Source organism: Absicoccus sp. (assembly GCF_034090965.1).
GTDB lineage: Bacteria > Bacillota_I > Bacilli_A > Erysipelotrichales > Erysipelotrichaceae > Absicoccus > Absicoccus intestinalis.
In genome coordinates, this window is the sequence record NZ_JAXDRQ010000016.1 from 1 (window position 1) to 13,630 (window position 13,630).

The 13,630-nt window shown below is 39.5% G+C and carries 17 protein-coding genes; 3 read left to right on the top strand and 14 right to left on the bottom strand.

Translation table 11 applies throughout. The annotated features are described in order from the left end of the window. Both SOS22_RS02515 and SOS22_RS02520 read right to left on the bottom strand, forming a co-directional pair. Window positions 1-1,659, bottom strand: a 1,659-nt coding sequence (locus SOS22_RS02515) for an elongation factor G (protein WP_320596237.1), incomplete at its 3' end; no start/stop codon positions are given. A gap of 15 nt (window positions 1,660-1,674) precedes the next feature. Beyond that, window positions 1,675-2,346, bottom strand: coding sequence for an ankyrin repeat domain-containing protein (locus SOS22_RS02520; RefSeq protein WP_320325722.1), 672 nt, complete (start codon window positions 2,344-2,346; stop codon window positions 1,675-1,677). A gap of 256 nt (window positions 2,347-2,602) precedes the next feature. On the opposite strand from SOS22_RS02520, the gene SOS22_RS02525 reads away from it, so the two are divergent. Then, on the top strand, window positions 2,603-3,373 hold the full coding sequence (locus SOS22_RS02525; RefSeq protein WP_320596238.1) for a Cof-type HAD-IIB family hydrolase: 771 nt from the start codon (window positions 2,603-2,605) through the stop codon (window positions 3,371-3,373). Here SOS22_RS02525 and rnr read toward each other — a convergent pair. From rnr to gap, 12 genes are all read right to left on the bottom strand, one after another. After that, a complete protein-coding gene (rnr, locus tag SOS22_RS02530; RefSeq protein ID WP_320596239.1) occupies window positions 3,342-5,405 on the bottom strand; it encodes a ribonuclease R in 2,064 nt (687 codons plus the stop codon). The genes SOS22_RS02525 and rnr overlap by 32 nt on opposite strands. Before the next feature lie 43 nt (window positions 5,406-5,448). After that, window positions 5,449-5,679: a preprotein translocase subunit SecG gene (secG, locus tag SOS22_RS02535; protein WP_320325724.1), complete on the bottom strand. Its 231-nt coding sequence runs from the start codon at window positions 5,677-5,679 to the stop codon at window positions 5,449-5,451. A gap of 14 nt (window positions 5,680-5,693) precedes the next feature. Further along, entirely contained in the window at window positions 5,694-6,473 is a 780-nt protein-coding gene (locus SOS22_RS02540) for an HAD-IIA family hydrolase (RefSeq protein ID WP_320596240.1), read from the bottom strand. Between the two features lie 18 nt (window positions 6,474-6,491). Beyond that, on the bottom strand, window positions 6,492-7,043 hold the full coding sequence (gene nusG, locus SOS22_RS02545) for a transcription termination/antitermination protein NusG (RefSeq protein WP_320325726.1): 552 nt from the start codon (window positions 7,041-7,043) through the stop codon (window positions 6,492-6,494). A gap of 9 nt (window positions 7,044-7,052) precedes the next feature. Then, window positions 7,053-7,262, bottom strand: a complete 210-nt coding sequence (secE, locus tag SOS22_RS02550; RefSeq protein ID WP_320596241.1) for a preprotein translocase subunit SecE — start codon at window positions 7,260-7,262, stop codon at window positions 7,053-7,055. Between the two features lie 6 nt (window positions 7,263-7,268). Next, complete coding sequence (rpmG, locus tag SOS22_RS02555) at window positions 7,269-7,418, bottom strand: 50S ribosomal protein L33 (protein ID WP_128519633.1); 150 nt, start codon at window positions 7,416-7,418, stop codon at window positions 7,269-7,271. A gap of 49 nt (window positions 7,419-7,467) precedes the next feature. Beyond that, window positions 7,468-8,046 carry a hypothetical protein gene (locus tag SOS22_RS02560; protein WP_320325728.1) on the bottom strand — a complete coding sequence of 193 codons (579 nt, stop codon included), beginning with the start codon at window positions 8,044-8,046 and terminating at the stop codon, window positions 7,468-7,470. A gap of 25 nt (window positions 8,047-8,071) precedes the next feature. After that, window positions 8,072-8,776 carry a 23S rRNA (guanosine(2251)-2'-O)-methyltransferase RlmB gene (rlmB, locus tag SOS22_RS02565; RefSeq protein WP_320325729.1) on the bottom strand — a complete coding sequence of 235 codons (705 nt, stop codon included), beginning with the start codon at window positions 8,774-8,776 and terminating at the stop codon, window positions 8,072-8,074. After that, window positions 8,773-9,159 (bottom strand): Mini-ribonuclease 3, encoded by a 387-nt coding sequence (locus SOS22_RS02570; protein ID WP_320596242.1) that lies wholly within the window; start codon window positions 9,157-9,159, stop codon window positions 8,773-8,775. The genes rlmB and SOS22_RS02570 overlap by 4 nt, the downstream gene beginning before the upstream one ends. Next, complete coding sequence (cysS, locus tag SOS22_RS02575; RefSeq protein WP_320596243.1) at window positions 9,159-10,511, bottom strand: cysteine--tRNA ligase; 1,353 nt, start codon at window positions 10,509-10,511, stop codon at window positions 9,159-9,161. The genes SOS22_RS02570 and cysS overlap by 1 nt, the downstream gene beginning before the upstream one ends. A gap of 12 nt (window positions 10,512-10,523) precedes the next feature. Continuing rightward, window positions 10,524-10,697 carry a hypothetical protein gene (locus SOS22_RS02580; RefSeq protein WP_320325732.1) on the bottom strand — a complete coding sequence of 58 codons (174 nt, stop codon included), beginning with the start codon at window positions 10,695-10,697 and terminating at the stop codon, window positions 10,524-10,526. A 104-nt stretch (window positions 10,698-10,801) separates the two neighbouring features. Beyond that, window positions 10,802-11,815 (bottom strand): type I glyceraldehyde-3-phosphate dehydrogenase, encoded by a 1,014-nt coding sequence (gene gap, locus SOS22_RS02585; RefSeq protein ID WP_320325733.1) that lies wholly within the window; start codon window positions 11,813-11,815, stop codon window positions 10,802-10,804. Window positions 11,816-11,965: 150 nt separating this feature from the next. On the opposite strand from gap, the gene SOS22_RS02590 reads away from it, so the two are divergent. Both SOS22_RS02590 and SOS22_RS02595 read left to right on the top strand, forming a co-directional pair. Then, entirely contained in the window at window positions 11,966-12,460 is a 495-nt protein-coding gene (locus SOS22_RS02590) for an Lrp/AsnC family transcriptional regulator (protein ID WP_320325734.1), read from the top strand. Then, complete coding sequence (locus SOS22_RS02595; RefSeq protein ID WP_320325735.1) at window positions 12,460-13,629, top strand: pyridoxal phosphate-dependent aminotransferase; 1,170 nt, start codon at window positions 12,460-12,462, stop codon at window positions 13,627-13,629. Before SOS22_RS02590 ends, SOS22_RS02595 begins: the two co-directional genes overlap by 1 nt. The last annotated feature ends 1 nt before the right edge of the window (window position 13,630 follow it).

Genomic DNA, 13,630 nt, shown 5'->3' on the forward strand with positions numbered 1-13,630 from the left:
GCCGGCCAATGGTCCTGCTTCACAACATTCACGCAAACCAGTCTCAACAGCCGGGAAATATTGTTTCGGAACAGCACCACCAAATACTTTTTCATCAAAGACCATTTCTTCTTCATCTGGATTTGGTTCAAAATCTACAAATACATGACCAAACTGTCCATGTCCACCGGACTGTTTCTTATGACGACCTTCACCTGTTGCTTTTTTGGTGATGGTTTCTCGATAGGTTACTTTTGGATCCGCATGTGTCACATTGACTTTATATTTATTGGCCAATTTGCTTAATAATACATCTAAGTGCTGATCACCAATACCATACAATACCGTTTCTTTGGTTTCGGGATTGTTCACCACTTTAAAAGTAGGATCTTCCTCCAACAAACGAGTCAAACCCGTCGATAACTTATCTTCGTCATTTTTGGTCTTAGGGAAAACAGCTTGTCCATACATAGGAGTATCAAATGGAATCGGATCGGCCATCAATAATTTATCTTTTTCACACAACGTATCATTGGTATGCGTATTTTGAAGTTTGGTAACAGCACCAATATCACCTGTAAACAATTTACCAATGGCAGTTTGATGTTTTCCTTTGATTGTATAGATCGCGCTGATTTTTTCTGGTTGTCCATTGGATGCATTATAAACCGTTGAATCACTCGACAATACACCACTCAACACTTTTAAATACGAAATACGACCAACAAAAGGATCCATGATCGTTTTAAAGACCTGGGCGGTCAATGCCTCTGTTTCACTGGTCATTAATTCAACTTTTTCACCTTTTGGCGTGGTTGCGACATACAATCCTTTTTCCGAATACGTTGGAAAATAATCAACGATCAGATCCATCAAACGACGAATACCAATCATCTCTGTGGCACTTCCTGAATATACCGGAACAATTTCGCCATTTCGAATACCGATACGAACCCCACGAGTCAATTCCGCATCACTAAATGCCTCTCCCGAAAAGAATTTTTCCATTAATTCGTCATCACCCATGGCTACGGCTTCAGCAATCTGATCTTTGTAGATGCTCACGGCATCTTCCAATTCTTCTGGTACTGGTTGAGCTACGCTCTCATTGGCCTTTGGCCCTTTATAGTACCAAGCTTTATTACGAATGATATTGACAGAACCAACAATGGTACCCTCTTCGACGATTGGTAATTCAAAAGGAATGACATTTTTACCAAATTCTTCACGCAAGGCATCATAGGCACTTTCAAAATCAGTATCCGGATCATCCAGATGATTGATAAAGAAGATGGCTGGCTTTTTGGCTTGAACTGCCTTTTTATACGCTAATTTTGTTCCTGAAGTCAATGGATCACGAGCATCTGTAACAATTAAAATGTTGTCGCCAACCGCAAAACCAGCTTCTTGTTCTCCCACATAATCCAGATAGCCGGGCGTATCAATAAAGTTAATTTTCGAATCATCCCATTCAATTGGAATGATGGATGTATAAATACTTGCACCACGTTTAATTTCTTCCGGATCAAAATCTATCATGGAAGATCCATCTGACGTTTTACCAAAACGATCGGTCGCCTTTGTGAAATACAATAAAGATTCCATGACGGCTGTTTTCCCCGATCCACTATGACCCATAACGGTCACATTTCGAACTTCATTACTTAAATAATCTCTCATAGTCTATGGCTCCCATTATCTTAAGATTGGCTCCAATTGAGCACGATTGGATTCGCGGACATAATCCAAAGCTGTACGTCCTTGTTTATCGACCATATCTTTATCGGCATCATATGCCAACAATTTTTCAATCAAACTTGGATATCCGCCATAAGCCGCACGCATCAATGCGGTACAACCATTATTATCAAATAAGTTCACATTCGCATTGCGATCCAACAAAATCGCTACCGTATCTCTTTTAAAGGCAATGCAAGCTTCCATCAAAGCCGTACGACCAACTTCATCTTGCGCATTGATATCTGCACCTGCATCCAACAATACCCCCACACAACGATCACGTCCTAGGAAAGCGGCACGCATCAATGCGGTTCTGCCCCGATCGTCTTTCGCATTCACATCGGCACCAGCTAAAAGCAATGCCTTACAAATGGTACGATTTCCTTTTTTTGCGGCACCCATCAATGCCGTCTTGCCATTATTATCGGTCATATTGACATCTGCACCATTATCGATCAGCAACTGGACAATATCTTTTCGATCTCTTTTGGCAGCACGCATCAATGCCGAACGCCCATCCCCATTTTGATAGTTCACATCTGCACCTGCTTTTATTTGTGCGGCAGCCATCGGAAAATCACCATTTGCGCATGCATCCCAGAAAACTTTGTTGAAATTTTGATCCATTTTGAATCCTCCTTATATGATTGAATCAAGTATGAAAAAAACTGGATACACGAAATATCCAGTTATAGCTCTCGAAAAGAGCAACCATTCACGATGAAGAACACAACTGCAACTTGTCCTTGATTCATCTTGATCACTCCCTTCGTTTGATAATTCCATTATACTGATCGTATATAAGGGGTCAAATCAAGTGCCAATTTGGACAGAGATACTACCAAGATTGACATGTCTAAGCCATACTTATTATAATTTGATCATGATAAAAATCATTTTCTTCGATATTGATAACACCCTGATTCCTTTAGGCGCGACTCAAATCGAACCCAAGCTCATTCATGCTTTACATCAACTCCAAGCCAAAGGAATCAAACTCGTTTTAGCAACCGGACGGCCTAGTTTCTATGTACCTCATTTTGACCATATCCATTTTGATGCCTTTTTGACCTTTAATGGCCAATATTGCTTTGATCAAAATCAAACGATCTATGCAGATCCGCTCTCCCATAAAGATGTGATAACGGTATTACACAATGCCAAACAAATCCATAAAGCAGTGGCCCTGACCACCAATGAAAAGCTCGAAGCCACGTATTATCAACCCGAATTGGAACGTTACTTTACCATTGCCAACCAATCGTTATCCATCACCGATGATTTAAAGACGCTTTTAAACCAGGATATCTATCAAATGATGATCGCGACCAAAGAATATCAAGATATGCAAGTGTTAAAGAACACCCATCATCTACAAATCGTTCGATGGATCGATTTTGCTGCTGACATCATACCCCTAGGTGGTGGGAAAGCCAAAGGCATAGCAGCCATGCTCAAGCACTATGGCATCCATAAAGATGAGACCATGGCCTTTGGCGATGGTGGAAATGATGCGGAAATGATTCAATTTGCCCATATTGGCGTAGCGATGGGCAATGCCAAAGCAGAAGTCAAGGACATAGCCGACTATGTCACAACGGATGTGGACAAAGATGGATTGATCAACGCTTTTTCACATTTTGGCTTGTTGTGAGGGCAAATTCAACATGTCCTTTTGGTACATCCACACCTGTACAAACCACTTGAACTTTCTGGCCTAATTGATAGGCCTTTTTTTGTGAGCGTGCTTGTAAGGTCAGAGTATCTTCATCGAAACTATAGAAATCATCGATCAATGTATGTACAGGCACCAACCCTTCGATCGTATTGGGCAGTTCCACAAAGAAGCCAAATTTCTGTACACCGGAAATCATACCGGTATAGACCTTGCCGATATGTTTTTGCATATATTCTGCTTTTTTATAGTCATTGACCAATCGCTCAATGGCAATGGCATCCCGTTCTTTTTCGGAGACATGCTTTGCTTGTTGATCAATCGAATGCATATCTTTTGACACTTGCTTTCGATCTTGTTTTTCAAAAAGATATTTTCGCAACATCCGATGAACGACCAAATCGGAATAACGGCGAATCGGTGAGGTAAAATGACAATATTCTTCCAATGCAAGGCCAAAATGACCCAAACACGCTGCATCATAATACGCTTTTTCCATGGCTCGTAAACTGATCATGGAAATGATCGGATAGGCATCGTTATCTTCTAAAGATGCCAAAAACTGCGCTAATGCTTTGGGCTCAATCTCATCGGGCATGATATCATAAGGCAAATGCAAGGCCAATGCCATCGTATTGATCGTGCTAGCTTTTTCTGGATTTGGCTTTAAATGCACACGATACATACATGGTAGTTGTGCCTGATGTAAACAATTGGCCACACATACATTGGCTAAGATCATACATTGTTCGATCATTTCTTCAGCATAACCTCGCTGCTTTTCATACACATCAATGGCTTTCCCTTTTTCATTCAGAAGAATGACTGGCTCTTTGGTTTCAAATTGAATCGCACCACGCTCTTTGGATTGTATGGCCAACTGATGCGCACAAGCTTCAAGATCTAATAATTGTTCTTTGATCCGTGCATATTCCGAAACCATATTTCCTGCCAATAATTGATTGACTTTCTGATAGGTGCATCGCTGATTTGAATGGATCAAGGAAGGATAGATCTTGTAAGATGTACAATGACCTGTCTGGTCAATTTCCATTTGCACTGTCAAAGTGCAACGATCCACATGAGGATTCAGGGAACAAATTCCATTCGATAACACAAATGGGAGCATAGGAACGACTCGATCGCATACATAAATGCTGGTTGAGCGGGCAAAGGCTTCTCGATCAATGGCACTTTTGGTTTGAACATAATGACTCACGTCAGCAATATGGACATAGAGACGATAGCCACTGTCTTTCTTTTCAATAGAGATCGCATCATCAAAATCTTTTGCGTCGTCGCCATCAATGGTAAAAGTGATCAAACTACGAAGATCGATCCGATCTTTACGATCTTGCTCCTTCACTTCATGCGGTATTTTTTTCAATTCATTTTGGACCTTTTCATTAAAATGCATCCGCACCTTATGGGCATATAACATCGACGTCACATCAACGCCTGGATCGTTTTCTTTTCCAATGATCTCACAAATCCTGATTTCAATCGGTCTAGTATACTTTATGATTTGCGCAACCACCTTCGTACCCGGACGAAGGGAAGGATCCAATGTCTTGAGTTTAAATTCACAATGATAGTCGATGTCACTACGAAAAACCAATTGTTTCTTTCGACGGACCATGGTTCCTGTTAATTCCTGGATCGTATGTTCATAGACACGGACCACTTTTTTGGATTGACGATCAATCAAGACCAAATCATCCACAAAAAGTTCGTCATTTTTATGTTTGGGCAAATAAATTTTCTGTACCCCATCGGAAACCATCCATTCAAATCGTGAAATATCTTTGAGCTTACCAACGATATATTGATTGGTATCCATACGCATATAATGATGATGATCATTCATTAGGACATGTTGATCCTCCAGATCATTCAATGTTTTGACAAGTTGTACGAAATCATTGGTAGAGCGCAAATGCAATGTCGCTTCGATTTCGTGTAGTGTCCAATTTTGTTTTTGATCAAATAAAGCCAGAATTTTTTGTTCCATAAACTTCCCTCCTTCCACAAAAAAAGGCCTTGATGGCCTAACCTCAAATGACTTGTAACGCAAGTACTAAACAAAAGAACGCAATACCACAAAGCAATGTCAAACGACTAATGACTTTTTCGGGTCCTCTTTCTTTTTGCACAGCAAATAAGTTCAAATCACCGCTACCTGTAAATGCAGCCGATAATCCATCGGATTTACCACCTTGTAGCAATGTTAAGATAATGATCAATCCGGAAATGATCATCAAGATAATATTTAAGGTATCTTCCATATTCCTTCCTCTTTTCAATCTTGAAGTATTGTATCATACTCCAAACATTCCATCAAATTGGATACGGTCCAAGTGGGATGGATATCCAATCGAGCAATATCGTTTCGTGTATGAACGCCTGTTTCTACAAAAATCGTTTGTACATTGTTTTCATAACCTAAACGAATGTCTGTTTCTAAGTTATCACCAATTAAGATCACATCGTCTTTATGCAGATGGAAATAGCTAAGAAATAAGTCCAGCATCGTTTTCGATGGTTTGGCAATATCTGGACTTTGGGTATGGGTCGCATATTCAAACATAGCGACAATACTGCCATTTCCCACTTCAAATCCACCCGGTTTGGCCAGGATGCGATCCTTGTTCGTACCAATGAGTTTTGCTCCTTGTAGCAGACAAGTCAATGCTTGAGAATACATCGCATAGTTGCCTTTTTTGGTCAATCCCACAAAAACAAAATCAGGATGGTCATCGGTAATGGTAAAACCGGCATCCAATAAGGCTTGTTCCATGCCTTTCTCACCAATGAAATAAGCTTTTCTACCCGTATATTTTTCTTTGACAAATTGACAACTCGCCATGGCACTATTGTAGAATTGCTCCGCGCGAATGCCTGTATAGCCCATCTTTTCCATGTGCTCCACATTGATTTGTGGGGTGCGCATCGAATTATTGGTCAAAAATAAATACGGAATATTTTTTTCAATACAATGATCTAAAAATTGTTTCGCTGTTTCGATGATCTGTGTGCCACGATACATCGTGCCATCCAGATCAAATACCAATGTTTTCATATGCATAAAAAGAAAGTCTTACTCGACTTTCTTCAAATCTTGATAAGCAATATCCGTAGGTGTTTCTCGACCAAACAAGATCAATAATACCGTTGCTTCTTTTTTCTCTTCATTCATGCTTTCAACGATACCTTCTGAATTTTTAAAGGGACCATTTAAAATTTGAACATTATCACCTACTTGGAAATCCACAGCTACATTGAGATCTTGATTTCCTAAACGTCGCAATACCGAATCAATTTCAGCTTGAGGCACAGGGAATGGTTTGGCTCCCTTACCACTCGAACCAATAAATCCAGTAACACCTGGAGTATTACGAACCGCAAACCAAGCTTCATCCGACATGATCATTTGCACCAAAAGATAGCCTGAGAATAAATTTTTGGTTTTTTCTACGGGCTTGCCATTCTTATATTCTATTTCTTTTTCTTCAGCGACAACGATTTGAAATAAGTTATCCTGAAGACCCATCGTTTTGATACGACGTTCCAAATTTTCTTTGACCCGGTTTTCTTGTCCGGCATATGTATTCACTACATACCATTCTTTTTTTAAGTCTGTATCTGCCATTCCAACTCCCTACTTTCCAACGATCCGTGAAACGATTCCTGTTGATAATAATTCACATACAAAGAAATATAAGCCAAATAATACAGTAAAGACGATCACTAATAGACTGTCTTTTGAAAGTTGTTTTACACTTGGCCATTTTACTTTCTTTAACTCACGCATAACATTAGCTGGGGAATACGCCCAACCTTTTTTATTTTTTTTCTGATCTTTTGCCATATCTTCTCACTTCGTTTCTTTATGTAAAGTATGCTTTCCACACTTTGGACAATATTTGCGAATTTCTAAACGTTTTGTATTGGTTTTCTTATTTTTCGGTGTGACATAATTTCTTGATAAACATTCGGTACAAACCAAAATTACTTTATCTGCCATTTGATTTCACTCCTAACTTTTAAAAGATACCATTGAATGGAAAAATTTGTCAATGTACCTGTACCCATTTTTTAATTTTTCTTAGAATATAACGTACTTTTCGAACCGAATATTGATAGTGTTGTGCAATTTCATTGGTTGAATAGCCTTGTTGCTTCAAAACCAAAATATCTAATTCTTCTTTGGTGAAGTTTTGATTCATCAATGTATATAAATAATCTTTTTGTGTATGCACCATGACATCTTCGTGAATGTGCATTTTTGGATCGGCAATGAGATCCGATGCATAGTGTTCGATATCTTCACGAACCGACTGATCCAAATGAAAAACTGGATAATAATTTTGAATAGAATGGGTTTGTTCCATACGAAGGGCATCGATCAATCGATTTTCCAATACACGGCTATAAAAGGATTTTAGAAATGGCCATCGATCGACGCGACAACGTTGCAAACATTCATACAATACACAATCAGAAAGTGGCAAATAATCGCCGGCATAGCGGGTATGAAAGCGATGTTGAATGATGGCAACCGTAGTCGGTCGAAAAGCTTCAATTAATGCTGAAAAAGCTTCTTCATCATTCATAAAATAGTAATAGATCAATTCATTGATATTTCTTTTCATTTTGCTCCCTTTTGAGCAAAAAAGATTACAGAGGATGTCTTTGACTATGTATTTGATAAAGTAAGATACCACAAGCCACACTCGCATTTAGCGATGTGATTGAACCTTCCATTGGTAATTTTACGACATAATCACATTGTTTTTTGACCAAAGGACTGATTCCTTTGCCTTCGGAGCCAATGACCAAACAAACGGGAACATCGTAAATGCCTTCACGATAGTCCCGTGCCTGTTCCATATCCGTTCCTATGATCCAATAGCCTTGTTTTTTTAAAGTCTTCAGGGTATTGGTCAAATTATTGACAATACAGGTTGGAACGGTATAAGCCGCTCCTGTACTTGCTTTGATGGCAGACGGTGTCAAGCCCGCACTTTTGTGTTTGGTTAAGATCATGCCATCGACCCCGACACAATCACAAGTACGTAAGATGGCCCCCACATTTTGTGGATCTTGGATACCATCTAAAGCAACCAGCAATCCATTGGGATGAATGAGTGTCTCTAATTCGACCGTTGGAATATCTTTCACTACGCATACGATCCCTTGATGATGGACATTTTGAGCCATTCGATCCAACTGTTTTCGATTCATCCATTGATAAGGAATTTGTGACTGCTCAATTTGAACCATACGTTTTTTATCTTTCATGCCTTGTTGCACATATATAGTTTCAATTTGGTCCGGAAATTGAGACAACGTTGTCCAGACATTTTTTCCATAAACGATCATAATTGGTCTCCTAATTGAATGATTCGATCCATCAACCGATGCAACCGATCGACATGATCATATAAGTATAAATAACCGATACAAGCTTCCAATGCAGTCGCTTTCATATATTGTTGACTGGTCGCATTTTTTGCTTTGGTGTGATAAGAGGCATTGCGTCCACGTCGTAAAATTTCTTTTTCATCCGCCGTAAAAAAATCTTCTTGGTTCAATGCATCCAAAAGGGCAGATTGTCCTTTAGCTGAACAAACTTTTGCACTCATTCGTTGTAGTTTCTGCGGATTTTGGATTCCCTTCTCTAAAATATGTTGGCGCACATACATGGTCATGATGGCATCTCCCATCCAAGCTAGACTAATCGCATTTTGATGCACGATTTCCATTAGAGAATTCCCTTAGCTTGTAGTTTTGCACGATAGGTATCCGCAACATCAAACTGTTTTGCTTGGACCGCTTCACGCCATGCTTGATAGGTTTCTTTATCTTCTTCCGTTAATACAACAGGTTCAAACACAATTCCTAAGACATACAACATCTTTTCAAGTGTATGCAACAAGGAACCAACTTTTGCCGTATCGATCTGACGAGTACGCAAAGATTGATTCAATTGTTTCACGGCTTCAAATACGGTAGATATCGCATTTGGCGTATTGAGATCATCGTTTAATGCATTCAAGAAAGATTGCCACAACGTTGTGTCCACCTCATCACTTGTCTTAGCCCCTTCCAGCTGAAGTTTGACTTGCGCCTGATGATAGGCGGTTTCGATACGACCTAATTCTTTTTGTGCACTCGCAAAACTTTCATTCGATAAATTCAATGGAGCCCGATAATGCGTAGATATCAAGATCCAACGAATGGTGTTACCACCGTATTCCGCAATCAAATCTTTGGCCCATTGGACATTTCCAATGGATTTAGACATTTTTTCAAATTTTGAAGCTTTATCATCTTTAATATTGATCATGCCATTGTGGACCCAAATATTGGCAAGATGGGTATGATTGATACACTCACATTGAGCAATTTCATTCTCATGGTGAGGGAACTTCAGATCCAAACCACCACCATGAATATCAATCAATGGTTTTTTAAATACATCTTGAATCATGACCACACATTCTGTATGCCAGCCCGGACGTCCTTTTGACCATGGTGTATCCCATTGAATCCCTTCATCGGTTGCTTTCCAAAGCGTAAAATCCAAGGGATTTTCTTTTTTATCGTTTTCATCAATACGTGCACCAACCATCAGATCTTGCATTTTTTGATGGGATAATTCGCCATATTTCGAATCGGCACTTACCCGAAAATACACATCACCATCCACTTGATAGGCATCGCCATCATCAATCAATTTTTGAATAAAAGCAATGACTTGATCCATCGTTTCGGTAACGCGTGGCGTAACATCCGGCTGATCGGCATGTAAGTCACTTCGAGTTTGGGCATATGCTTTGATATAAGTATCTGTAATCTCTTTTTCGCTCACATTATTTTCAATCGCGGCATGAATGATCTTATCATCCACGTCCGTATAGTTACTGACATATTTCACTTTGAGGCCTTGTATCTCCAAAGCCTTCTTTAATGTATCAAAAACAACGATAGGCCGGGCGTTTCCTACATGTGGATAGTTATACACAGTAGGTCCGCACACGTACATAGAAACTTCTCCTGGAACGATGGGTTCTAGTGTTTCTATTTTTTGTGTCAAACTATTGTATAGCTTCATTCTCTTCACTCCCTATTTCTCCTTTTTATTTTTATCCATTTCTAAAGATAAATCACGGAATTGTTCCATCCATTTTGGATCTATTCCTTCTTTTTTCATTTTTTCCAAATAAACTTTATCAAGATCATTGACATCTTTGGTCAATTCGTCCCGATCTTCATCGGATAATTTTTGTCTGATCGCCATGGTTGATTCCTCTCTATGCGTATCTAAAGGATACTCTAAATAGCCACTTTTTTCAATCCAACAAAAAAAGCACTCCGAAGAGTGCTCCTTTATCTGAACATCAATTAAGCTAATTCAGAGAAATATTTGATTGTACGAACCATTTGGCTAGTGAATGAGTTTTCATTATCATACCAAGAAACGACTTGTACTAATGTATTTCCGTCTCCAGTTTCAACTGCCATTGTTTGCGTTGCGTCAAACAAAGATCCGTAACGCATTCCGATGATATCGCTAGAAACGATTTCTTCGTCATTGTATCCATAAGATTCAGTAACAGAAGCTTTCATCTTTGCATTGATGTCATCAACGGTAACTTTTCCTTCTACTTCAGCAACTAAGATCGTTGTAGATCCTGTAGGAGTAGGAACACGTTGTGCAGAACCGATCAATTTACCATTCAATTCTGGAACAACCAAACCAATAGCTTTTGCAGCACCAGTTGAGTTTGGAACGATGTTTTGAGCAGCAGCACGGCTACGACGTTTGTTTCCTTTACGTTGAGGTCCATCCAATACCATTTGGTCACCAGTATAAGAGTGAACAGTTGTCATGATACCAGATTTAATTGGAGCCAATTCGTTTAATGCTTTAGCCATAGGAGCCAAGCAGTTTGTTGTACAAGATGCAGCAGAGATGATCTTGTCTTCTGGAGTCAATGTCTTATGGTTAACATTGTAAACGATCGTCTTCAAATCAGATCCAGCTGGAGCTGAGATAACGACTTTCTTAGCACCTGCATCGATATGAGCTTGTGCTTTTGCTTTTGAAGTATAGAATCCAGTGCATTCCAATACAACATCTACATCTAATTCACCCCAAGGCAATTTAGAAGCATCGGCTTCTTTGTAAATTGTGATTTCTTTTCCACCAACAGTGATTGAACCTTCACCAGCAGCAACTGTATCTGCTAATGCATACGTTCCTTGAGTAGTATCATATTTTAACAAATAGGCTAACATATCAGGGCTAGTCAAATCGTTGATAGCTACTACTTCATACCCTTCAGCACCAAACATTTGACGGAATGCCAAACGTCCAATACGTCCAAAACCGTTGATTGCAACTTTTACTGTCATATCAGTAATTCCTCCTTTAATCAATCATCCATATTATAGAAAATGCCACCCTGTTTGTCAATCGTTTCACAACGTATATAACCGCTTTCATTATCGTTATATCTATCCCCTTTTTTCAATTCATGATAGAATGTCTCCAAGGAGGTTTTTATGAATCAAAATCAATTATTAGACTTGTTAGAAAAAGACGCTCGTTTACGTCCACAAGATCTTGCGGATATCTTAAATGAAAATGTAGAAGATGTCTCCCATCAGATCAAAGAATTAGAAGATAAAAAGATCATATGTGGTTATCATACCGTAATCAACTACAACCGCGCCCAACGAAATGAAAAAGTAATGGCCTATATCGAAGTTTCTTGTTCTCCTCAACGCAATCGTGGCTATGACCAAACAGCCATGGTCATTGCGAACTATCCGGAAGTGACCACCATGTATTTATTGAGTGGTGATTGTGACTTTTTATGCTTGGTTGAGGGCAAGACCATGTTTGAGGTAGCCCGCTTTGTTTCCGATTCCATTGCATGTGTCGATGGTGTGATCTCAACAAAAACCTTATTTGTTCTGAAACAATATAAAGAATCCGGTGTATTGATGGAATCCATCAAAGAAGATGATACCGATAGATTGGTCGTGACACCATAATGAAATCCATTTCTACTGTTGTTGAAAAAATGAAACCCAGTGGCATCCGCAAGTTCTTCGACTTAGCAAGCACCATGGATGATGTAATCTCCCTTGGTGTGGGTGAACCCGATTTTTCCACACCATGGCACATTTGCCAGGCCGCCATGGCCTCGATGGCCGATGGCAAGACACACTATACCGCCAATCGAGGTTTATTGGAATTGCGACAAGAAATTGCTACATTCCACAAAGAACACTATCAACAATCCTACGATCCACAAACCGAGATCGTCGTCACCGTTGGCGGAAGTGAAGCCATTGATATTTCCATGCGCGCTCTATTAAATCCAGGTGATGAAGTCATTGTTATGGATCCCAATTATGTAGCTTATGAACCGGCCGTTGCTTTAGCCGGTGGAGTTTGTGTCCCCATTGTTCTGACCAAAGAAAATGAGTTTAAATTGAAACCAGAAGATCTGAAAGCAGCCATCAGTCCAAAAACCAAAGCCATGATCATCAATTACCCATCCAATCCGACCGGAGGGGTCATGACACATGAGGACTATGCCAAATTAGTACCTATTTTAAAAGAATCCGGTATCTTTGTGGTAAGTGATGAGATCTATGCTGAATTGAGTTTTGATCAAGAGTTTGCTTCTCTATCCCAATTTGATGAAGTCCGTGATCAGATCATTGTCATTAATGGTTTCTCGAAAGCCTTTGCGATGACAGGCTGGCGACTTGGCTATATTCTTGCCAATGCCCCTTTATCGAAAGCCATCACAAAAATTCATCAATATGTCATCATGTCGGCTTCTGTTGCGAGTCAATATGCTGCTATTGAAGCTTTGAAGAATGGCTATCCCGATGTCGTGATGATGCGAGAAGAATACAACCATCGTCGGAACCTATTGGTAAATCGCCTCAATGCGATGGGTCTACATACCAATATGCCGCATGGTACATTTTATGTATTTGCCGATATTCGAAAGACAGGTCTGAATAGTGAAACTTTCTGTAGTCAACTACTAGAAAAAGAACACGTAGCATGTGTACCCGGCAATGCCTTTGGTCCACATGGTGAAGGTTTCATCCGTATTTCTTATGCCTATAGTTTGAATCACATCAAAGAAGCTTGCGTACGCATTGAACAATTCTTAAAAGATATTGATTATCAAAAGGAATGAA